Genomic DNA, 20,707 nt, shown 5'->3' on the forward strand with positions numbered 1-20,707 from the left:
TAGGAAAGGTGTGGAGCACTACCACCCTTTCACGGCACATGGACCGAACGTTTGGTTCATCTGAATAGGAAAGGTGTGGAGCACTACCACCCTTTCACGGCACATGGACCGAATGTTTGGTTCACCGGATTCCGGCTGGAGAAAATGTCATGACTACCACTAATTCTGGCTCGTTCGTCGATGAGGAGCGCCGCGCGCAGATCAAGGAGATCGTCTGCGAGATCCTTGAAATCGACCTGGATGAGATGACCGGCGACAGCCTGTTCAAGGAGGACCACGGCGCCGACTCGATGGGCGCCATCGAGATCCTCTCCTCGCTGGAGCGCACCCTCGGGGTGGACATCGACCAGGGCGAGCTGGTCCGGATGGTCAACCTGGACGGTGTCGTCGCCGTCGTCGACGAGGCAGCCGCCGCCAAGTAGCAGGCAGGCGACGGCGGCCAGGAAATCGCCACCGACAAAGAGATGGAGCACTAAGTGTACGACGAACGCCAGCCACCGCGCCGGGTGGTGATTACAGGTCTTGGCGTGGTCACCAGTATCGGCATCGGTGTCTCCGACTTCCTGGCCGGCCTGCGGTCCGGTCGTAGCGGCGTCAAGCCGATCACGTCGTTCGACACGAGCGGCTACGCGTACGCGAACGGTACCGAGATCACCGGGTTTCGTGCGGAGGACTGGATCGTCAACGTCGATCCCGGCCGGCTCGGCCGGGCCGGTCAGTTCTCCGCCGCGGCCGCCAACCTCGCGGTGGCCGACGCGTCGATGTCGCTCAAGGAGGTGCGCGCCAGGCGGGTCCTGGTCTCCATCGGTACGACGGATGGAGAGTCAAGGGATCTGGACAACCTGGCCGTCGAGCAGTTCGAGTCGGGTCCCGAGCGGCTCAGCCCGGTGCTGGCCGGCCGGATCCAGGCAGGCAGACTCTCCACGAGCATCGTGCGCGAGCTTGGCCTGACCGATGTGGAGGCGGTCACCATCCCCACGGCGTGCGCGGCGGGCAACTACGCGATCGGCTACGGCGTGGACGCGATCCGCGCCGGTGACGTGGAGATGGTGCTCGCCGGCGGCGTGGACGCCTTGTGCCGTAAGACCTTCGCCGGGTTCTACCGGCTCGGCGCGATGGCACCCGAGGTGTGCCAGCCGTTCGACAAGGACCGCAAGGGCATCCTCACCGGTGAGGGGGCGGGCATCTTGGTGATGGAGAGTCTGGAGTCGGCGAAGGCCCGCGGTGCCCGGATCTACGCCGAGTTACTGGGCTACGGGCTGAACTGTGACGCGCTCAGCCCGGTCGCGCCGGACCGCAGCAGCCTTGCCCGGTGCATGCAGCTGGCGCACCGCAACGCGGGTGTCAAGCCGCAGGACATCGATTTCATCTCCGCGCACGGCACAGGGACGAGGGCCAACGACCAGACCGAGGTCGAGGCGATCATGGAGGCGTTCGGCGACACGCCGCCGCCGACCGTGTCCATCAAGGGCATGCTGGGCCACACGATGGGGGCCGCGAGCGCGCTGGCCACCGCGGCGTGCGCGCTGGCGATCACCGAGGGATTCATTCCGCCGACGATCAACCACAACGAGACCGACCCGGCGTGCCAGGTGGACTGTGTGCCGAACGTGGCGCGGGCCGCGGAGGTCCGAGTGGCGCAGAACAACTCGCTGGCGTTCGGCGGTAACAACGCGGTGGTCATCGTCGGGCGGCACGAGGAGGCGTGATCTGTGGCACCAGCGAGTGTCCGGCGGCCAAGGCGCAGGCGGCCGGCCGGCGGCAAGCCAGTGGCCCGGGTGCTGTTGTTGCACGGACTGGGCTGCACGACCAGCATGTGGGAGCCGCTCGACCGGTACCTGCCCGATGACGTCGAGTTGTGGGATGTGAAACTTCCCTGGCACGGTATCGAAAGCGCGGACTGGAGTCGGCAGTGTGATCCGGTCTCCCTGCTGGTCGACTCGATGGACACCGGTGAGGCGGGCCGATTCGACGCTGTCGTCGCGCACTCGTACGCGGCGAACCTGCTGATCGAGGCGATGTCGGAGGGCAGGCTCGCGCCGGGGGCCGTGGTGCTGGTCAGCCCGTTTCACCGGCACAGCGCCGCCGACTTCGACTGGCCGACGATCTCCTACTACCTCAACGATTTCCACCGTATCTTCGCTGAGGCGCTGGACATCGGCGCCCGCGGCATCCCGGAGGTGTGGCGCGCCGCGGCCGCGCTGCACGTCCGAGACCAGATCGGCGTATACGGCTGGATGCGCTTTTTCGAGGCGTATCTTCGGTCGCCGTTCGTTGATCTGTCCACGATTGACGCTTCGGTGCTCGTTATCACCGGGCAAGACGACATCGCCACCCGGGCCTCCGACGGCAGGCAGCTGGCCGCGGCCCTGCCGGAGGGCCGGTTCGAGCTGATCGAGGACTGCGGTCATTTCCCGATGGCCCAGCAACCGGGCCGGTTCGCCTCACTCGTGCACGGCTTCCTGCGTGAGGCCCTGTCCCTGCCGATTGTTTCTCCCATCACCATGCCTGGAGTCGATGTGAACCCGACAGCCCCTCAGACCCCGATCGCGGCGGGCCTCGCCGCGGGGGAGCCGACCACCACCACGCTCAGGCCCCGGTATGAGGGGTCGAACATCTGCACCTGGATCGGTTTCAAGCACGTCAACTATCTGGTCGAGGAAGCGGTGCTCGATCACCTGAGGCAGCGCGGGTATCCGGCGGGCGAGCTTTATGAGCGGTACGGCATCTGCGTTGACATCGCAGACATCGACACTCGCATGTGGACCGCGTACCACATCGACGACGTCGCCGTGGCAACCGTGCGGCCGGTCGCCTCGAAGGGCGGTGCGCAGCTGCGGTTCGTGGTCGAGATGATCGCCCAGCGTGAGACGCCGGTGAAGACCGTGACCTCGAAGGTCGCTGTCACCCTGCGAAACGATCCGCGGGGGTTTCCGGCCGAGGCCGCGCCGGCCGAGCTGGGGCCGCACATCGTCGAGCGGCTCGGCGAGCGGCTCGGCGAGCCGGTCGCGCCGATCGAGATCATCGGCGATGACCCGCTCAAGCAGCTGATCGGCGACGCCAACGCCTTTGGCTGGGTCTGGCGGATGCCGTACTTCTACTGCCACTTCACCGAGCGTGTGCAGATGACCGGCTACCTGCGGCTGATGGAGGAGGTCGTCGACCTGTTCCTCCAGGAGCGCGGCGTGTCCATCAAGACACTGCTCGATGAGCAGAACTGGATCCCGGTGGTGCCCTCGTCCAAGGTCAGGATCTTGGACGAGGCGTGGATGGAGAACGAGGTCTACACGGTTTTCACCGTGGAGGAGGTGTTCAAGCGATTGACCTACACCGCGCGGATGGACTGCTACGTCAAGCGGGACGGAAAGCTGGTCCAGGTCGCCACCGGTAAGATCACCCATGGTTACGCGGTGATCGAGAACCGGCGTGACTGGAGCCAGGTCGACTTCGACGACCGGCTGGCCAAGGCGCTCACCGGTGGCGCGGGCTCGGCGGCACGGGCGGGGCGAGGTCAATGAGCGCGCCGACGGTTTCCTCCACTGTGGACGGCAAGACATCGGCGGGGCAGCTTGTCTTGTCGGCCTGGTCCACGCTTTCTCCCTACGGGGTGGGCGGCGAGGCCTTCAGTGCGGGCATTCGTGCCGGCCGAAGCGCCGTCCGCCCGTTGGACCGGGATGCGTTTCCCGGACCGTTCACGCGGGGCGGTGTGCTGGCCGACTTCTCACCTGCCGGGTTCCTCGGTAAGCGAGGCACCCGTGCGATGGACCGGCTGACCGCGCTGGCGATCGGCACGCTGGGCCTGATCGTCGAGGAATGCGGTCCGCAGCTGACCGCGGACGCCGAGCGGATCGGCCTGGTGCTTGGAACCGGTTCGGGCAGCATTCAGTCCATCATGGACTTCACCCGGGACTCGCTGGCCGGCAGGAAGCCCTACCACGTCGACTCGGCCCTGTTCCCGAACACCGTGATGAACAAGGCCGCCGGGCAGAGCGCGATCTGGCACGGCATCAAGGGGCCGAACACCACCATCACCGGTGACTGGAGCACGTGTCTGCTCGCGCTGAGCTACGCGATACGACTGGTCCGCGGCGGGCAATGCGATCGTGTTCTTTGTGGAGCGGTCGAGGAGCACTCGGCTCAACGGGCCTGGCTGGAGTGGCATGCGGGCGCGAGCCACAGCCAAAGGCCCGCGCTTGCCGAGGGGGGCGCGTTCTTCCTGCTGGAAACGTTGGCTGGAGCAAGGAACGCGGGGCGTACCCCGGTCGCCCGGGTGCTGTCGACGCGATTTCGTGGCGTCGGCGACCCCGCGGACCCGAGGGCGGCGCTGGCCGCTTGCGTCAAGGCGGCTGTGGAACAGGCGGGCGTGCGCGGTGAGGACGTGCGTGTTGTGGCGCCGTCCGCTGCCGAGGGGGACATCGGTAGCGCGGAGAAAGCCGGAATCACCGACGTGCTCGGCGCGACGGCGAAGTGGGTGGGCTGCAGGTCGCTCATCGGGGACGCCTCCTCGGTGTCCACCGGGTTTCAGATCGCGGCGGCGCTGTCGGTCGCCGAATCGTTCGGTGACAACGATCTGGCGTTGGTCACCACGATCGACCGTGACGGCACGGTCGGGTGCGCGTTGCTCGGCGGATACGGAGCCGGGTCATGACGGCCGCGCAGGTGAGCGGAGTCACTGTCACCGTGGACGTTTCCCCGGACGATCCGGTGTTCGCCGGCCATTACCCGGGCTTTCCGATCCTGCCCGGCCTGTTCCTGGTGGAGTACGTCAACTCGGCCTTTCGTGATATGTGCGCCGCCCGCGGCGCGGATCCGGTGCGCCCCGTCGCGCTGGAGAGGGTCCGGTTCATGCGGCCGGTCTACCCCGGCGACCAGGTGAGGCTTGAGCTGGCCGTCGAGCAGGTGGGCGGGTTCACCCGGTGTTCGGCGTCGGCCGTGGTCAACGAGGAGCGGGTCGCTGAGATCCGCGTGCGCTACCCGGCGGTGACGGCATGATCGGAGTCGCGGAGATCAAACAGATCATTCCGCACCGGTACCCGATTCTTCTCCTGGACCGGGTAATCGAGGTGCGGCCGGGTGAGAGTCTGGTGGCGCACAAGGCGATCACGTGCGCTGAGCCGTGCTATCAGAACACCGACGATTACGCGTATCCGGTGAGCTTGTTGGTGGAGTCATGGGCGCAGGCGGCCGTGTTGCTGGCGTGCTGGGAGACACCGAATCCGGACGTGCTGGCCGGCAAGGTCGAACTGGCCGCCGGGATCAAGAACGTGGACCTGCTCGAGCCGGTGTTCCCGGGTGAGGTGCTGGAACATCACGTACAGATCCTGCGTAACGTCGCAGACGCGGCGATCGTCGCGGGCAGCAGCTTCGTGGGCGGCCGTAAAGTCCTTGAGGTGGGCAGTTTCTCCGTGGCGTTGCGTGGTGTCGAGGTCTTGATGCGTCCTGGAGGTGACTGACATGCGTCCTGTGGCATTGGTGACGGGTGGTTCACGCGGGATCGGCGGCAGTGTCGTGACCCGTCTGGCGGCCGATGGATATGATGTCGCGTTCTGCTACCGCTCCAACAAGGAGGCCGCCGACCTGGTCGTCGGGCAGGTTGCCGAGGGTGCTTCGGTGCTCGCCGAGCAGGTGGATGTCACGGAGTTGGGTGCGGTCAGGCAATTCGTCCGCCGGGCCGAGAAGGAACTCGGCCCGCTCGGCGCGGTGGTCTCGTGCGCGGGGATCATCCGCGACAACCCGCTCGTGATGATGAGCGAAGAGGACTGGCACACGGTATTGCGTACCAATCTCGACTCCACGTACAACGTTTGCAGTGTGGCGGTGTTCGGGATGATCAAGCGTAGGGCGGGTTCGATCGTCACGCTGTCTTCTGTGGCGGGTGTGTATGGGAACGCCGCGCAGACCAATTACTCGGCGTCCAAGGCGGGCATTATCGGTTTCACTCGTGCGCTGGCCAAGGAGTCGGGCCGGTATGGTATCCGGGCCAATGTCGTGGCGCCCGGTCTTATCGAGACCGACATGACGGCGTCCATGGCGGGTAAGGCGCGTTCGGGAATCGCGGAGCGGATTCCGCTTGGCCGGTTCGGTAGGCCGGAGGAGGTCGCCGATCTGGTGTCCTTCCTCGTTTCGGAGCGTTCCAGCTATATCACCGGTCAGGTATTGGGGATCGACGGCGGTCTCGTTGTCTGAGTGTTAGGGGGGCATGATGTCCGGGGGGTTGCCGGTGAACGGTCTCGAACTGCGGGAGTTACGCGATCTCGCGCGGGCGTTCTGTGGGAAGGAGTTGGTGCCCAATCAGGAGCGTTGGGCGTCGCAGAGGTGTGTCGATGCGCGGCTTTGGCGGGCCGCGGGTGATACGGGCCTGCTTTGTATCGGGATTCCCGGGCGGTACGGCGGTGGTGGCGGTACTTTCGAGCACGAGATGGTGTTGATCGAGGAACAGGCCATGGTCGGGGACACTTCGTGGGGTGTCAGTGCGCACGGCGTCGTCGCGCACTACGATCAGCAGCACGAGGTCGAAGGTTCTCGGCAGGGCCAGGGTCTGGATCGGGGAGCACACGGTCTCGGTGCCGCGGATGTGGGCGAGCATCTCGGGTGACTCGTCGACCGCGACGACCTCGTGTCCGAGTTCCAGCAGGCGGTGGGTGATCCGGCCCACGCCCGCGCCGAGCCGGCTCCCTCAACCCCTGCACCAGTCAAGCCGCGTCATATGGTCCGCTGGATCATAGCGAACTTCGACCTCCTACGTGCCATGGCTCTCCGCAACTGATCACCGAACGTGATCGCTCCCCATAGATCGCGCTAGGGCCCAATTGGGCGACCGCTGACACTACCGGCTCTGCCATGTGGGGGTGTCGTCCTCGTCCCACTCCAGTTCGTCGATCAGGTCGACCACCCCGTGGACCCGCAGTGCCATCCGGGCCGCGATCAGTGTGTCACTGCGCCGTGCCATGCGGCCGCTCAGCTTCGCGATGCCCTGGTGCACCGTGACCTTCACCTGGGAGGTGTCCACCCACAGGGAGTGATCGAGAACGTCCTCCCTGATCTCGCGGGCGATCTCGTCGTCCTGACGCAGGAACACCTTGAGCAGGTCCTGACGGCTGACGATGCCCTCCAGCCTGCCTTCCCGGTCGACCACCGGCAGGCGCTTGACGCCGTGCTCGTCCATCAGCCGCATCGCGGACACCACCGGGGCGTTCGGGGCGATGGTGACGGCGGGCGCGGTCATCAACTCGGCGGCGGTGTCGCCGTGGGCCTTCTGCTCGGCCGAACGCCCCTCACGGCTGAGCCGGTACCGCAGCCGGGCGCGCAGCGGCGGCCGGTAGCCCTCGCGGTAGTACTGCTCCTTGAACTCCTCCTTGGCCAGCAGATCCGCCTCCGAGACGACGCCGAGGACGTGGTTCTCGGCGTCGACGACCGGCACCGCGCTCACTCCATGGGCGATGAGCACCTCGGCGACGTCCTTGAACGGCGTGCTGCCGTTGACCGACGCGACAGCTCGCGTCATGACCTCGCTCACCTTTACGCGCATCGTTTCCTCCTCAAAGGGTGGAAGCTCCTCTTTCATTGGACAGCGGCACCCGTCCCGTGTTGAGGGTCGGAAGTCCTTCATCGGCGGTCTTTCGGTCCTGGTACCGCGGTCGATGTTCGGGGCTGATTGACAATACGCAAAATGTGATGTGCAATATTTTGCATGCCGGTCCCGAAAAGCCGAGGTCTCGTCGCCAAGTCCCTGTTGCGGGAGGACGCCTACCGCGCCCTCCGTGACGCGATCGTCGACGGCACTCTCGCGCCCGGCGAACGCCTCAACGACGCCGACCTGATCAGCTGGCTGGGCATCAGCCGCACACCGATCCGCGAGGCACTGGTCCGTCTCGAACGGTCAGGTCTCGTACAGACGAAACCGGGCCGGTTCACCATCGTCAGCCCGCTGGACGACAGAGAGACCCGCAGCGCCCAGTCCGTCGCCGCGGCCATGCACGAACTGGCCGTACGCGAAGCGGTGCCGGTGCTGTCGGACGGGGAACTCGATCTGATGCGCCAGGCCAACGAGCGATTCGCCGTGGCGCTGCGGCGCGGTGACGTCGACGGGGCGCTGGCCGCCGACGACGATTTCCACGCGGTCGCCGTCACGGCGTGCGCGAACAACGTGGTCGGGTCGGTGCTTGAGCAGGTCACTCCCGCGCTGCGCCGAGTCGAGCGGCTGCGCTTCTCCTCGCTCACCGGCCGGGGGTCCGTGGAAATGCACGACGAGATCATCGCGCTGTGCGCGGCCGGGGATGTCGAAGGCGCCGCGCTGGCCGCGCGGGCCAACTGGCAGACCCTCGCACCGCTGCCGGACTCGGCGACCGGGGACACGGCCGGCAGCACGTGGAAACTCTCAAGCTGAATCACCCCGGAAATCCAAGGAGCACGACATGTCCCTCGCGGACTTTCCCCGCCATCCCCTGCTGTTCGGGCCGAGCCCGGTGCACCCGCTTGATCGACTCACCGCGCACCTGGGCGGAGCGCGAATCTGGGCCAAGCGGGAGGACTGCAACAGCGGTCTCGCCTTCGGCGGCAACAAGACCCGCAAGCTGGAATACCTGATCCCCGAGGCACTCGCCCAGGGCGCCGACACCCTGGTCTCCATCGGCGGTGTGCAGTCCAACCACACCCGCCAGGTCGCGGCGGTCGCGGCCAAGCTGGGGCTGAAGGCCCTGCTGGTCCAGGAGAGCTGGGTGGACTGGCCCGACTCGGTCAACGACCGGGTCGGTAACATCCTGCTCTCCCGGATCATGGGTGCCGAGGTACGGCTGGTCGACGAGGGGTTCGACATCGGCTTCAGGGACAGCTGGGAGCAGGCCCTCGCGGAGGTGCGGGAGGCGGGGGGCGTACCGTACGCGATCCCGGCAGGGGCATCCGACCACCGCCTCGGCGGTCTCGGCTTCGCCAACTGGGCCTACGAGGTCCAGCGGCAGGAGCGGGAGCTCGGCGTGTTCTTCGACACGATCATCGTCTGCAGCGTCACCGGTTCCACCCACGCCGGGATGATCGCCGGCTTCGCCGGTCAGGAGCGTCCCCGCCGGGTGATCGGTATCGACGCCTCCGCCAAGATCGAGGCGACCCGGGCGCAGGTGGAGAGGATCGCCCGTAACACCGCCGAGCTGATCGGCCTCGGGCGTGACCTGCGGGAAGACGAGATCACCGTGCTGGAGGGCTGGGCCGGTGACCTCTACGGCATCCCGGTCTCCTCGACGCTGGACGCGATGCGGCTCACCGGTGGCCTGGAAGGCATGATCATCGACCCGGTGTACGAGGGCAAGTCCATGGCCGGGCTCATCGACCTGGTCAGGAGCGGTGAGATCGGTCCGGACTCCAACGTTCTCTACGCCCACCTAGGCGGGCAGCCCGCCGTCAACGCCTACAGCGCCCTCTTCCGCTGACCTCCGCGTCCCCTGACGACCCGGCTTCCGGAAACGGAAACCTCGTCGCACAGGTCCAGGAACGCCGGGCGCGGCCGGAGAGCACCGTGCCGATGCTTCCCGGGTCACAAAGTCAGCAGTGCCGCGTAACGGTCGAGGTCGACGTTGCCCCCACTGATGATCACGCCGACCCGCCGCCCGCGCAACTGGGGGGCGAGGTTGCGGACGGCGGCGAAACCGAGGCATCCGGTGGGCTCGACGACCATTTTCATGATGGACCCGAAGATCCGCATGCCCTCGACGAGTTCGGCATCGGTGGCGGTGAGGATGTCGTCGACATCGCGGCGGATGATGTCGAACGGGTAGGTGCCCAGGTGCTGGGTCTGCGCGCCGTCGGCGATGGTCTTCGGGGTGTCGATGTGGACGATGCTGCCCTGGCGCAGCGATCGCCGGCCGTCGTCGCCCGCTTCGGGTTCGACGCCGTACAGCGCGCACCCCGGTGACAGCGCCCGGGTCGAAAGCGCCGTGCCGGAGAGCAACCCGCCGCCGCCCAGAGGTACGAAGAGTGCGTCGAGCTCACCGACCTCGTCGAACAGTTCCTTGGCGGCGGTGCCCTGACCGGCGATCACGTGAGGGTGGTCGTACGGGGGGATCAGCGTGAGGCCGCGGTCGGCGGCCAGCGCGCGGCCGATCTCCTCCCGGTCCTCGGTGTAGCGGTCGTAACGGACGACCTGCCCGCCGTAGCCCTCGGTGGCGGTCACCTTCGCGGCCGGCGCGTCGTGCGGCATGATGATCGTGGCCGGGATGTCCAGCAGCCGGGCGGCCAGGGCGATCGCCTGGGCGTGGTTGCCGGAGGAGTAGGTGATCACGCCGGAGCGTCGCTGGTCGGGGGTGAACCGCGACAGGGCGTTGAACGCGCCGCGGAACTTGAACGCGCCCACGCGTTGGAAGTTCTCGCACTTGAACACCACGTCGGCGCCGACGCGTTCGTTGATCAGTCGCGAGCGCAGCACCGGGGTGCGGTGGGCCTGTGACGCGATGCGGGCGGCGGCGCTCCGGACATCGTCATAGGTCGGCGGCTGGGGCATCGGCTGGCTCTTTTCTGTCGGACACGGCTGGGGCCACACCTTGACGACCTGGGGCCGGGGGTGATCCGCGTTCCTCCTGCAAAGGCAGGATCTTACCCAGAGCGCGGAAAGCGCCCCTTCCACTCCCTATGGTGGTGACAAGCTTGACATGTTCTCGATAGTCAATCGAACGTATTTCCCGAAATGCGCGCTCACCGCTCAAGCGCGTTCTAATATTTCCTGGCGCGCTCAGAGGCGGCCCCCATGCGGTGAGCACCAAACCGCCGCGCGATGTCGACTCCACCGTCCCGGCGAAGGACCAGACCCAAGGAGAACCGCATGATCGATGTCACCCGGCAGATCAATGCCGTACGGCGACAGGTCGGCAGCCGCGTGCTCGAGGCGGGTGAGGCGCGTGTCGTGACCGTCAGCCAGACATACGAAACCGAGATCGAAGACCTCTGGGACGCCTGTACCAATCCCGAACGCATCCCCCGGTGGTTTCTGCCCATCTCCGGTGACCTGCGGCTCCACGGCCGCTATCAACTCCAGGGCAACGCGGGCGGAAGGATCGAGCGTTGCGACCCGCCCAAGAGCTACGCCGCCACCTGGGAGTACGGCGGAGACGTCAGCTGGATCGAAGTCCGGCTGACGGCCGAGCCCGGGGGCGGGACGCGTTTCGAACTGGAGCACACCGCTCATGTCGACGACGAGAGGTGGGAGGAGTTCGGGCCCGGCGCGGTCGGCGTCGGCTGGGACATGGGACTCATCGGCCTGGCCGTCCACCTGTCGTCCGGACAGGCCACAGACCCGCAGGAGGTCGCGGCATGGGCGGCCTCCGACCAGGGCAGGCGGTTCATGTCGCTCAGCAGCCTGGGATGGTACGAGGCGGATGTCGCGGCAGGAGCGGACGAGGCCGGCGCGCGGGCCGCGGCGGATCGGGTCACGGCCGCCTACACCGCCCGCTGAGGGATCGGGCGAGCCCTGACGCGTCGGGCCCGGCCGGGAGATCGGCGAACGGGTGGTGAAAGCGGCAGAGGTGGACGTGGACCGATGCGCGCGGTGCGCCGTCCGGGCTAGCATCGGGTCGTCCGGTCTGAACGGGTGGGGCGGATCCGGCCCCTCGGCGGGTCCCGGCATGGGCGGCCGGTGCCGGAACCGCCCCGTGGATCCGGTTGTGGGGTGCCCGAGCCGGTCGGGCGGTGGGAAGGTCGATTGATGAGGAGGAGAGTGGTGATCCGGCGCGGCAGGCAGGCCGGATCCTTGGGCCGGAGGGTTCCGGCAGGATCAGATAGAGCGTTGCGATTCTCTGTGTAGGTGGTGTTGTGGTGGCAGTCGGTACGATCCTTCGTTTCGACGAGGTACGCGGATACGGTTTCATCGCCGCTGTCGGAGGGGGCGAGGATGTGTTCTTCCACGCCAACGACTTCGGTGAGAACCGGCATGTGGTTCAGCCCGGTCTCCGGGTGGAGTACGAGGTCATGGAGGGTGAGCGCGGCCTGAAAGTGTCGACGGTCAGCCTCGTGGACCCGCCGCCGACGCGGCGGCCGGTCGCGGTGACGCCGTCCTCGGTCGCCTCCCAGCAGCTCGGCGACGACGACGGCGTGTGTGACGTGCTGTCGGCGAAGTCCTTCAGCGGTGCGGTGACCGAACTGCTCATCGAGCACGCGCCCACGCTGACGGGCGCGCAGATCGGGCAGGTCAGGCAGCATTTCCTGGCGTTCGCCCGATCCCACGGCTGGGTCGACGACTGACGCCTCTCGCGGTGGGTCCTGCGCGTCCTCCTGGATGCGCGGGCCGTGGCCGGTTCGGTTGCCGAACGAGAACCAGCCGATGTCGGCGAAGCCGGTGGGGTGCCCGCCGGTGAAGATGGGCCGGGCCGTCTCTCCGCTTCGCGGACTGAGCGGCGGAGCGAAGATCATCAGGGCGCCGATCCCGGCGTGGCCCGAGATCCGGTCCGAGATCCGGTCCGAGATCCGGTCCGAGATCCGGTCCGAGATCCGGTCCGAGATCCGGTCCGAAACGGCAGGCGCCGTGGCCCGTCGGGTGTTAGGAGGGCCGAGGGGTCTCCGTCGAGGGCTGCACGACCACCAGGGACCTGTCCACCGGGATGGAGGCGACCAGGAGCCGGGTCGCCGCGGCGTATCTGGACAGGACGACCACCTTGTTGCTCTTCACGTCGATGTAGCGGACGCTTCCTCCGGTCGGGTGGTTCGGCAGAGACTCGTCGAGTTTCTGTTTGATCGCCCTGAGCTTCGCGAGCGACGCGGTAACGATCTTGGGTTGGGCGCCCGCCGCGACGATCCGGGGGATGTCGGCTGTGCTGGTGGTGGCCACCACGAGGGTCTCGGAGAGGGTTCCCATGAGCCAAGATCCGCCGAAGCAGTCGCGGAGCATGTCGCGGAGTCCCGCCTCGACCACCGTCAGCCGGGCCTCGTTGCGCAGCCGGGTCTCTGCCTGTTTCCTGGTGAGACCGAAGTCGCGTTGGAGTGCTTCGATCACGCCCGGTGGTAGCCGGTCGATGGGATCCGGCGGTGGCTTCCGTTTCCCGGCGGTCAGGACGGCAACGGCGCCGGCTTCCCGGACCGGGACGACAGCCGGGATGACCGACGGCGTAAGCGCGGTGAGCGTCAGAACGCACCCCGCGGTGACGATGTGCCTACGGGACATGAGTCTCTCCTCGACCCCGGCTTCTCCGGACGTGAGGGGACCCCGTATCCGCGGTCAACGACGCGATACGGGTGATGTAACTCTAATTCAGCCGTCGCCGGTCACGACCGCAGGGGTCGGACGCCACGCGGGTGGCGATTTCGAACGGAGCCACCGGCGCGTCGCGGCTCCCGCGGGGAAAGCCGGCCTGCCGGTCGCCGCCGGAGACTCCCCTCGGGGGCGGCGACGCCACGCCACGCCACGCCTGAACAGCGCGGATGCCCGCCTGGGGAGTCCGTTTCACGCACACTGTGACTGATCCGTTGGAACAGGTCGGGGCTGCGCCGTGCCGTGGGCTCTCGCTGATCGGTGTGGAGTGGTTCGATGAGCTTGTCCAGGCGTGAGATGGTCGCCGGGCTGGGTGTGCTGGGCCTGCCCCTCGCCCCGCGGCCGCCGGTCCCGCCCTCAGCGGAGCCCCGATCGACGGCCGCCGCCCTACCGGTCGTTCCCGCCGGTGTCGCTCCCGAGCGGCTCGCCCGGGACGAGGGCTTCTGGAACACCGTGGCGCGGCAGTACCGGGTCAGCCGGGATTTCGTCAACCTGGAGAACGGCTACTACGGGATCATGCCCGAGCCGGTGCGCCGCGCCTACCATCGCAACACCGACCACCTCAACGAGGTGAGTTCCTACCTGCTGCGCAACACCTACAAAGGGCAGGCGGACCAGGTCAGGAAACGCATCGCGACCATGCTCGGAGTCTCCATGGAGGAGATCGCGCTCACCCGTGGCGGTACCGAGGCCCTGCAACTGCTGATCGCCGGCTATCTGCGGCTGCGCCCCGGCGATTCGGTGATGTACGCCGACCTGGACTACCACAGCATGCAGTACTCCATGAACTGGCTGCGCGACCGGCGCGGCGTCCGGGTGGAGCGGCTGGTCATCCCCGAGCCGGCGACCCGCCAGGCGGTGCTGGACGCCTACGCCCAGGCGTTCCGCGAGCATCCTCGGGTCAGGCTGCTGCTGCTCAGCCACATGAACAACCGCACCGGGCTGGTGGTGCCCGTGCGTGAGATCGCCGCGATGGCCCGCGAGCGAGGCATCGACGTGATCGTCGACGCCGCTCACTCCTGGGGGCACCTGGACTTCACCCTGGGCGACCTGGACGCGGACTTCGCCGGGTTCTCCCTGCACAAGTGGATGGGTATGCCGCTGGGAGCGGGGTTCCTCTACATCCGCAAGGATCGCCTGGCCGACATCGACGTCGCCTTCGGCGACGAGACCTTCCCGCGTGACGACATCCGTTCCCGGGTGCACGCCGGCACCCTGAACGTCGCCCCCGTCCTGACCGCCGACGCCGCTCTGGACTTCCACGACACCTTGGGCGCCGCCGCCAAGCAGGCGCGGCTGCGCTTCCTGCGCGACCGCTGGGTGGGCCAGGTGCTCGACATCGACAACCTGGAGATCCTCACCCCCGAGGAGCCCGCCATGTACGGCACGATCACCGCGTTCCGGATCACCGGGCGTACCTCCGAAGCCGAGAACGTCGCGATCGCCACCGACCTGATGAAGCGGTACCGGATCTTCACCGTCAACCGCGGCGGCCCGGCCAGAGGCTCCTGCGTGCGGGTGACACCGGCGCTCTTCAGCACCTGTGACGACGTCGACCTGCTGGCCGTGGCGGTGCGTGACATCGCGGGGCGGATGCGCGGCTGAAGGTCTTCGCGGTCTGGAACATCGCCGGCACCGCCAACGCCTGCCACTCCTGCGCCGACCTGCGGCGCTGACCCGTTCCCCGACCCGCTCCCGCTCCCGCTCCCGTTCCCCGACCCGCTCTCGCCGCGGCCCGGTGGGAGCGGGACGGGTCCGGTCATCCCGGCCGCCACTCGTGTTTCCCGCAGTGGGCGAGTGACCCGGCCGTGCCCTCCGGGGCCCTGCCCTGCCGGGCGGCGCGCAGGGCGTCGGCGAACCGGGCGAGGTCCAGTTCCCTGGCGGGCAGGTCACCGTTGACCACCGCGCGGGCGCATCCGCGAAACACCTCACTGAAAGCGGAGTAGTAGGAGTACTGCGGCCGCGATTCGGCCTTGCACAGGGCCTGGTGGATCTTCCCGGCCAGCTCCTGAAGCATGGGGGCGGTGATCTCAGGGTTCTCACCGAAAGGTCCGGCGGCGCTGTCCGCCCCCGCCGTGGGACTCACTCCCGCCCTCGTCGTGCAGTCTTTTCTCCCGGAGAAGCCCGTTTCCGTCCCGGGGGAGGTGGACAGCTGGTCGCAGGTGCGCGGGTCGCGCCGGTACTCCTCGTAGACGGACTCGAGCACGGGCGGATAGCCGCTGCAGGCGAACAGCCGAGCCTGGGCCTGGTGGCCGGTCAGGAAGTCGATGAGCATCCGTGCTTTTTCTGGATTGTCGGAGTGTGCGGAGATCGCCAGGTTGAAACCACCGAGGATGCCGACGCCGGGGAGTGCGGCCATGCCGAAGCGCAGGCGCCGGTGGCCGTCGTACATCGAGCGGTCTGTGGCCAGGCGGTGGAACGCGAACGGCCAGTTGCGCATGTAGGCCGCCTCCTCGTCGCGGAACGCCTGCAGGCTGCTCTCCTTCGCGGAGTCCTTCGGGCCTCGCGCGAGGAATCCGTCCCTGAAGGCGTCGAAGGTGTCCTGCTTGGAGAAGTTCTCCGCCCCGCGTGTCAGGGTGCCGTTCTCCAGCAGCGCTCGCCAGCGCGCGAGCGCCTCGCGCACCCGCTCGCCGTGTACTCCCTCGTCCGCCACGATCCGGTCACCGTCGGTGATCCTTCCGCCGGCGGACCGGACCGCCTCCAGCAGGTTGACGGTGCCCCCCTCGTAGTCGCCGAGCTGTACGGCGTACCCGCCGTTCGCGGCGGCGTACTTCCAGAGCTGCTCCGTCGTGGTGGGCACGGGCACGCCGCGGCGGTGGAACAGCAGGGGCACGTCGGTGACGAAGGGCACCGCGTACTGGACGCCGTCCACCCGGCCCGTCTTCAGGTGACAGGGTTTCGGGGACGGTGCCTTGGCATGAGATGAGCGGGGAGCGGCTTTTCCCGGCTCGGCTCTGGCCGCGTCAGATCCTAATCCGAAGGTCCGTCGAATGCGGCGGATACCTTGATTTCGCTGTCTTTTTTATCGAAACTAAACATTGATTCGGACACGCGGTATTCTGCTCGGCTTATAGCCGCATTTAGTGACAGGGGAAGCGTTTGCGGCAAACCACTGTCCGCGGCCTGGCCGTGCGCGGCGGCCCTCTGGGAGGGCCCTGGCCGCTGAGGGGCGTGGCCGGCCCGGCCGGCGACTCGAAAGAGATGGCCGAGGGTGATCGTGGCGACACGGAAAAAGATCTTCGTTGAATGTGAGTCGGAATGGCCGGTGTCGGTGCTGCGGACATAGCAGCGCAAAGCGTGAAACACGGCTTTCTGTGCGCGCGTTAATTACCTGAACCTCGGTGATTCAACTCAGCGGCAATGGGGAACAGATATCGTGCGTCCAGGGTTCCCAGCGCCCGTCGGGGCAGGGGTAAGCACTGTCGAGGTGATCGTTGGCTCGTCGCACAAAAAAACTCGCCGATATGGCAACGGCACTTCTGGTAATTGTTGGAATCCTGGTCGGACTGCCAGTTGGAATGGTCGGAGAATATTTCCCGGAAACGGTGGCCGAGCACCGGATAACATGGGTCGCGATTTTCGGATTGACCGCCTTCCTCATCGTCCTGCTGACCCGGCTGACGCCGGGACTGGTGAAGTCGCGCGCTCGCGGCGGGCTCTTCCAGGCGCCCGAGAGGAAGGCGGGGTGGGTCCGCAGAACCGAGTTGGACGATGTGGTCTCCACCCTGACGATGAGGAGTTCGGGAACGGTCGGCCTGACCACCGGCATCGCGGGGGCGGGCGGTTTCGGTAAGACGTCCCTGGCCGTGGAGGCGTGTCACAGCGGAGAGGTAAGGAAGCGGTTCAAGGACGGCGTCATATGGGTCACCGTGGGTCGCGACCGCGCCGGTGTCGACATCGCGGCGCTGGCCAACGACGTCACGGAGGCCGTGACGGGCAGCCGGCCGGAGTTCTCCAGTCCCGAGCAGGCCGGCCACCGGATGGCCGAGATCCTGGCGGAGCGGGGCCAGGTGCTGCTGGTGGTCGACGACGTGTGGAGCCTGTCGCAGCTGAGACCCTTCCTGGCCGCGGCCGTGCGGTCCCGGGTGCTGGTGACGACCCGCCTGCCCAGAGCCCTTCCCCCGAACGCGATCGCGATGATCGTCGACGAGATGGCGCCGCGGGTGGCCGTCCAGTTGCTGAGCCGCGGGCTACCGCCGATGAACCCCGGCGTCGTCAACAGCCTGATGGGCCTGACGGGAAGATGGCCACTGCTCCTGGACCTCGTCAACGCGCGCCTGCGGGACGAGCACGGCAGCGGGATGAACGCCGACGTCGCCGCCCGCCGGGCGGTCGAGCGGCTCGGCCGGGCCGGACCCGCCGTCCTGGACGTCACCATCCCCCGCCGGCGGGAGACCGCGGTGCGCGTGACGGTCGAGTACGGCCTCGAAGCTCTCGGCGCGTTCGACCGTGCTCGCTTCCTTGAGCTGGGTGTCTTCCCACAGGACGCCGACATACCGGTCGGCACCGTCGAGCTTCTCTGGCGCGCCACCGCCGGACTGACCTCCGAGCAGACCGAGCATCTCTGCGCGAGGCTGCACGACCTGTCACTGATCGGCAGGCAGCAGGCTGAGGGAACGGTGCCGTCGATCACCGTCCACGACGTCATCCGTTCCCACCTCCGCTCGGAGTACGGGCTGGGAAGAGAACGCGTCGAGGCGGCCAACCGGGACTTCCTCGACGAGGCCCGAAACCTGGTACCCGGCGACGACCCCGCGGCGGACGCCGAATGGTGGAGGCTTCCCGGGGAAGTGCCCTACCTCTGGGACCACCTGCTGTTCCACCTCGCCGAGGGGAGAAGACATCGGGAGCTGGAATCGCTCCTGCACGACGTGCGATGGTTCGTCACCCGGATACGCGCGTCCGGGGTGGCCGCGGCGGAGTCGGATCTGCTGCTGTCGACCTCCCGCTCCGTCGCCGGGGTCCGGCAGCTGATCGCCCGGAGCACCCACCTGCTCGCCCCCTTCGAATCGGATGCCGTCTCCACCGCGAACCTGCTGGCCCGTCTGTACGCGTTCCCGCCGATGCGGGCGTCGATCGAGCGCTACAGCCAGGAGACCGAGACTCCCTTCCTGAGAACCCGCTGGCCGCTGCCCGACATCGGTGCCACCTGCCTTTTGAGAACACTGACCTCGACGACGAAACGGCTGAGGGACGTGTCGATCACACCGGACGGATCGAGATTCGTCGTCCACGGCCGCGACGGTGTGCAGGTATGGAAGACCGACGGCACTACCCGGACAACGCTGGCCACGCACAAGAAGCCGGTTCACGAGGTCGCCGCCGCGCCGGACGGCTCATGGCTGGTGACCCGTTCCGGACGCCGGAGGGTGCAGGTCTGGGGGATCGACGGCACCCAGAAGGCGCTCCTGGAGAACGGCCTCGGCAGGCTTGCCGGGATGGTGGCCGCGCCGGACGGCTCGTGGCTGGCGACCCTCTCCGCGAGGGGAAGGGTCGCCCTGTGGAACGCCGACGGGAGCAGGCGTGCCGTCCTGAAGAGCGGGATCGGCAGGCTTGCCGGGATGGTGGCCGCGCCGGACGGCTCGTGGCTGGCCACCTTCTCCGCGAGGGGAAGGGTCGCCCTGTGGGACCCCGACGGGAAGAAGCGCCTGACCCTCAGGAGCCAGGTCCGGGTGAGAACCAAGTCGCGAACCCTGAGGGACGCCCTGCTGATGCGCGGCTGGAACCAGGAGAACGAGAAGGTCTCCGGCCGCAGCAGACCGATACGCGAGGTCTCCAGGATGGCCGTCTCGCCTGACGGCGGCTGGCTGGCGACCCTGTCCGGAGATGGGAGCGTGCGCCTGTGGGGAGTCGACGGCGACGAGCGGGCCGTCCTGACCGGGCACACCGGAGCGGCACCCGGGATACGCATCGCCCCCGACGGCACCTGGCTGGCCACTTGGACGTCCACCGGCCCGGTCCGTCTGTGGGAGTCCGACGGCAGGCAGCGGGCCGTCCTGACCGGGCATGCCGATCCGGTGCGTCAGGTGGTGATCGCCCCTGACGGCGGCTGGCTGGCGACCCTCTCCGAAGATCGGAGCGTGCGTCTGTGGGAGTCCGACGGCAGGCAGCGGGCCGTCCTGACCGGGCATGCCGATCCGGTGCGTCAGGTGGTGATCGCCCCTGACGGCGGCTGGCTGGCGACCCTCTCGGGGGAACAGAGCGTGCGGTTGTGGGAGTCCGGCGGCAGCGAACGGGCAGCTCTGACCGGGCATGCCGATCCGGTGCGTCAGGTGGTGATCGCCCCTGACGGCGGCTGGCTGGCCGCCTGCTCGCAGGACGGGGAGATCCGGATCTGGCAGTCGGAGCGCCCCGGGCGGCAGAGCCGCAGGGGCCGGACCGGGATGGTGCGCCGGGTGACGATCTCCCCCGAGGGGAGCTGGATCGCCACACACTCCGGCGACGGGTCGGTGAAGCTCTGGAACGGGGACAGGATAGAAGGGGCGACCCTCACCGTTCCCATCGAGGCCGGCCATTACGGCACGATCTCGCCGGACAAGACCTGGCTGGCCGTCTGGTCCGGCGATCACGTGATCCGGATACGCGGAGCCGGTGGCCGCAGGCGGGCCATTCCGACGGAGCACACCGGACGTGTGCGAGGAGTGGCGATCGCCCCCGACAGCACCTGGCTGGCCACCTGGTCGGCCGACCGGACCGTACGGCTCTGGGGCGCGGGCGGCAGCAGGAGGGCGGTGCTGACCGGTCACACCGGGCCGGTGCGCGAGGTGGTGATCGCCCCCGACAGCACCTGGCTGGCCACCTGCTCGGAAGACGGCACCGCGCGTGTCTGGTGGGCCGACGGCACCGAGCGGGCCGTCCTGATCGCGAACGTCCGGGCGACCGCGCACCTCCTCATCTCACCGGACGGCGCCTGGCTCGCCACCCTGTCCATCTACGGAAAAATCCAACTCTGGAAACCGGACGGCCGGCGGTACGCCACCCTGAAAAGCAGGGTGGAGGCCATGGACGAGATCACCGTGGCCCCCAACGGCAGGTGGTTCGCCATCGTCTCGGTCAACGGGGCGGCGGGCCTGTGGGGAGCCGACGGAAAGCTGCGGGCCTCGCTCAAGGGATGCCCGGGGGCGGCACGGCAGGTGGCGATCGCCCCCGACGGCACCTGGCTGGCCGCCTGCTTCGAGAACGGCGCCGCACGCGTGTGGTCGGCCGGCGGCAGGGACCGGGCGACGCTGCCCACCGGCCTGGGAAAGATCCGCGGCGTGGCCGTCTCCCCGGACAGCAACCTGCTCGCCACCTGCTCCGACGACGGCACCATCCGGCTGTGGGACAGGTACGGAGAGTCGGTCGGCGCCGGCACCCGCGTCGAGGCGGGCCTCAACTGCCTGGCCTGGTTCCCCACCGGCTTCGGCCTGGCGGCAGGCGGCGACCAGGGCCTGTACGGCTTCGACCTCTACCCGCCACCCGCCTGAACCAGGGGCGAACGGC

The 20,707-nt window shown here is 68.0% G+C and carries 17 protein-coding genes and 2 pseudogenes; 14 read left to right on the forward strand and 5 right to left on the reverse strand.

What is annotated here, in order from left to right:
* Nucleotides 1-149 precede the first annotated feature (149 nt).
* The 8 genes and pseudogenes from OIE13_RS09890 to OIE13_RS36605 all read left to right on the forward strand — a co-directional run.
* Entirely contained in the window at nt 150-422 is a 273-nt protein-coding gene (locus OIE13_RS09890; RefSeq protein WP_326640844.1) for an acyl carrier protein, read from the forward strand.
* A gap of 54 nt (nt 423-476) precedes the next feature.
* The gene (locus OIE13_RS09895; protein ID WP_326829868.1) at nt 477-1,709 is read left to right on the forward strand and encodes a beta-ketoacyl-[acyl-carrier-protein] synthase family protein; all 1,233 of its coding nucleotides are present in this window, start codon (nt 477-479) and stop codon (nt 1,707-1,709) included.
* Between the two features lie 3 nt (nt 1,710-1,712).
* Nucleotides 1,713-3,518 carry an alpha/beta fold hydrolase gene (locus OIE13_RS09900; protein WP_326829909.1) on the forward strand — a complete coding sequence of 602 codons (1,806 nt, stop codon included), beginning with the start codon at nt 1,713-1,715 and terminating at the stop codon, nt 3,516-3,518.
* Entirely contained in the window at nt 3,515-4,648 is a 1,134-nt protein-coding gene (locus tag OIE13_RS09905) for a beta-ketoacyl synthase N-terminal-like domain-containing protein (protein ID WP_326640839.1), read from the forward strand. Before OIE13_RS09900 ends, OIE13_RS09905 begins: the two co-directional genes overlap by 4 nt.
* Nucleotides 4,645-4,992 (forward strand): 3-hydroxyacyl-ACP dehydratase FabZ family protein, encoded by a 348-nt coding sequence (locus tag OIE13_RS09910; RefSeq protein ID WP_326640837.1) that lies wholly within the window; start codon nt 4,645-4,647, stop codon nt 4,990-4,992. Before OIE13_RS09905 ends, OIE13_RS09910 begins: the two co-directional genes overlap by 4 nt.
* Complete coding sequence (locus OIE13_RS09915) at nt 4,989-5,453, forward strand: 3-hydroxyacyl-ACP dehydratase FabZ family protein (RefSeq protein WP_326640835.1); 465 nt, start codon at nt 4,989-4,991, stop codon at nt 5,451-5,453. The genes OIE13_RS09910 and OIE13_RS09915 overlap by 4 nt, the downstream gene beginning before the upstream one ends.
* A 1-nt stretch (nt 5,454) precedes the next feature.
* Nucleotides 5,455-6,186 carry a 3-oxoacyl-ACP reductase FabG gene (gene fabG, locus OIE13_RS09920; RefSeq protein ID WP_326640833.1) on the forward strand — a complete coding sequence of 244 codons (732 nt, stop codon included), beginning with the start codon at nt 5,455-5,457 and terminating at the stop codon, nt 6,184-6,186.
* 16 nt (nt 6,187-6,202) lie between these two features.
* A pseudogene (locus tag OIE13_RS36605) lies at nt 6,203-6,424 on the forward strand (acyl-CoA dehydrogenase family protein); the annotation flags it as partial.
* Between the two features lie 78 nt (nt 6,425-6,502).
* Here OIE13_RS36605 and OIE13_RS36610 read toward each other — a convergent pair.
* Together OIE13_RS36610 and OIE13_RS09930 are read right to left on the reverse strand one after the other, a co-directional pair.
* A pseudogene (locus tag OIE13_RS36610) lies at nt 6,503-6,655 on the reverse strand (methyltransferase domain-containing protein); the annotation flags it as partial.
* 171 nt (nt 6,656-6,826) lie between these two features.
* Complete coding sequence (locus OIE13_RS09930; protein WP_326640830.1) at nt 6,827-7,528, reverse strand: CBS domain-containing protein; 702 nt, start codon at nt 7,526-7,528, stop codon at nt 6,827-6,829.
* A 162-nt stretch (nt 7,529-7,690) separates the two neighbouring features.
* Here OIE13_RS09930 and OIE13_RS09935 point away from each other — a divergent pair, with 162 nt between their 5' ends.
* Complete coding sequence (locus tag OIE13_RS09935; protein WP_326829911.1) at nt 7,691-8,386, forward strand: GntR family transcriptional regulator; 696 nt, start codon at nt 7,691-7,693, stop codon at nt 8,384-8,386.
* Nucleotides 8,387-8,414: 28 nt separating this feature from the next.
* Entirely contained in the window at nt 8,415-9,422 is a 1,008-nt protein-coding gene (locus OIE13_RS09940; RefSeq protein WP_326640828.1) for a 1-aminocyclopropane-1-carboxylate deaminase, read from the forward strand.
* Nucleotides 9,423-9,526: 104 nt separating this feature from the next.
* Here OIE13_RS09940 and OIE13_RS09945 read toward each other — a convergent pair whose 3' ends face one another.
* Complete coding sequence (locus OIE13_RS09945; protein WP_326640827.1) at nt 9,527-10,489, reverse strand: threo-3-hydroxy-L-aspartate ammonia-lyase; 963 nt, start codon at nt 10,487-10,489, stop codon at nt 9,527-9,529.
* A gap of 318 nt (nt 10,490-10,807) precedes the next feature.
* Between OIE13_RS09945 and OIE13_RS09950 the strand changes: the two genes are divergently transcribed.
* Both OIE13_RS09950 and OIE13_RS09955 read left to right on the forward strand, forming a co-directional pair.
* Nucleotides 10,808-11,437, forward strand: a complete 630-nt coding sequence (locus OIE13_RS09950; RefSeq protein WP_326640825.1) for an SRPBCC family protein — start codon at nt 10,808-10,810, stop codon at nt 11,435-11,437.
* A gap of 359 nt (nt 11,438-11,796) precedes the next feature.
* Nucleotides 11,797-12,222 carry a cold-shock protein gene (locus OIE13_RS09955; protein ID WP_326640823.1) on the forward strand — a complete coding sequence of 142 codons (426 nt, stop codon included), beginning with the start codon at nt 11,797-11,799 and terminating at the stop codon, nt 12,220-12,222.
* A gap of 295 nt (nt 12,223-12,517) precedes the next feature.
* Here the strand turns inward: OIE13_RS09955 and OIE13_RS09960 are convergent, their stop codons facing one another.
* A complete protein-coding gene (locus OIE13_RS09960) occupies nt 12,518-13,138 on the reverse strand; it encodes a S1 family peptidase (protein WP_326640821.1) in 621 nt (206 codons plus the stop codon).
* A 363-nt stretch (nt 13,139-13,501) separates the two neighbouring features.
* On the opposite strand from OIE13_RS09960, the gene OIE13_RS09965 reads away from it, so the two are divergent.
* On the forward strand, nt 13,502-14,830 hold the full coding sequence (locus tag OIE13_RS09965; protein WP_326640819.1) for an aminotransferase class V-fold PLP-dependent enzyme: 1,329 nt from the start codon (nt 13,502-13,504) through the stop codon (nt 14,828-14,830).
* 154 nt (nt 14,831-14,984) lie between these two features.
* Here the strand turns inward: OIE13_RS09965 and OIE13_RS09970 are convergent, their stop codons facing one another.
* Nucleotides 14,985-16,097: an extracellular solute-binding protein gene (locus tag OIE13_RS09970; protein WP_326640817.1), complete on the reverse strand. Its 1,113-nt coding sequence runs from the start codon at nt 16,095-16,097 to the stop codon at nt 14,985-14,987.
* 712 nt (nt 16,098-16,809) lie between these two features.
* Between OIE13_RS09970 and OIE13_RS09975 the strand changes: the two genes are divergently transcribed.
* Nucleotides 16,810-20,691 (forward strand): NB-ARC domain-containing protein, encoded by a 3,882-nt coding sequence (locus OIE13_RS09975; RefSeq protein ID WP_326640815.1) that lies wholly within the window; start codon nt 16,810-16,812, stop codon nt 20,689-20,691.
* Nucleotides 20,692-20,707: the final 16 nt, after the last annotated feature.

The sequence above is a fragment of the Streptosporangium sp. NBC_01810 genome (genome assembly GCF_035917355.1).
Classification (GTDB): Bacteria; Actinomycetota; Actinomycetes; order Streptosporangiales; family Streptosporangiaceae; genus Streptosporangium.

Bases quoted from the DNA above. Each gene is read 5' to 3' on its own strand.
- OIE13_RS09960 (WP_326640821.1), bottom strand. From the start codon at position 13,138: ATGTCCCGTAGGCACATCGTCACCGCGGGGTGCGTTCTGACGCTCACC.
- OIE13_RS09890 (WP_326640844.1), top strand. From the start codon at position 150: ATGACTACCACTAATTCTGGCTCGTTCGTCGATGAGGAGCGCCGCGCG.
- OIE13_RS09905 (WP_326640839.1), top strand. From the start codon at position 3,515: ATGAGCGCGCCGACGGTTTCCTCCACTGTGGACGGCAAGACATCGGCG.
- OIE13_RS09950 (WP_326640825.1), top strand. From the start codon at position 10,808: ATGATCGATGTCACCCGGCAGATCAATGCCGTACGGCGACAGGTCGGC.
- OIE13_RS09940 (WP_326640828.1), top strand. From the start codon at position 8,415: ATGTCCCTCGCGGACTTTCCCCGCCATCCCCTGCTGTTCGGGCCGAGC.
- fabG (WP_326640833.1), top strand. From the start codon at position 5,455: ATGCGTCCTGTGGCATTGGTGACGGGTGGTTCACGCGGGATCGGCGGC.
- OIE13_RS09915 (WP_326640835.1), top strand. From the start codon at position 4,989: ATGATCGGAGTCGCGGAGATCAAACAGATCATTCCGCACCGGTACCCG.
- OIE13_RS09965 (WP_326640819.1), top strand. From the start codon at position 13,502: ATGAGCTTGTCCAGGCGTGAGATGGTCGCCGGGCTGGGTGTGCTGGGC.
- OIE13_RS09910 (WP_326640837.1), top strand. From the start codon at position 4,645: ATGACGGCCGCGCAGGTGAGCGGAGTCACTGTCACCGTGGACGTTTCC.
- OIE13_RS09945 (WP_326640827.1), bottom strand. From the start codon at position 10,489: ATGCCCCAGCCGCCGACCTATGACGATGTCCGGAGCGCCGCCGCCCGC.
- OIE13_RS09935 (WP_326829911.1), top strand. From the start codon at position 7,691: ATGCCGGTCCCGAAAAGCCGAGGTCTCGTCGCCAAGTCCCTGTTGCGG.
- OIE13_RS09930 (WP_326640830.1), bottom strand. From the start codon at position 7,528: ATGCGCGTAAAGGTGAGCGAGGTCATGACGCGAGCTGTCGCGTCGGTC.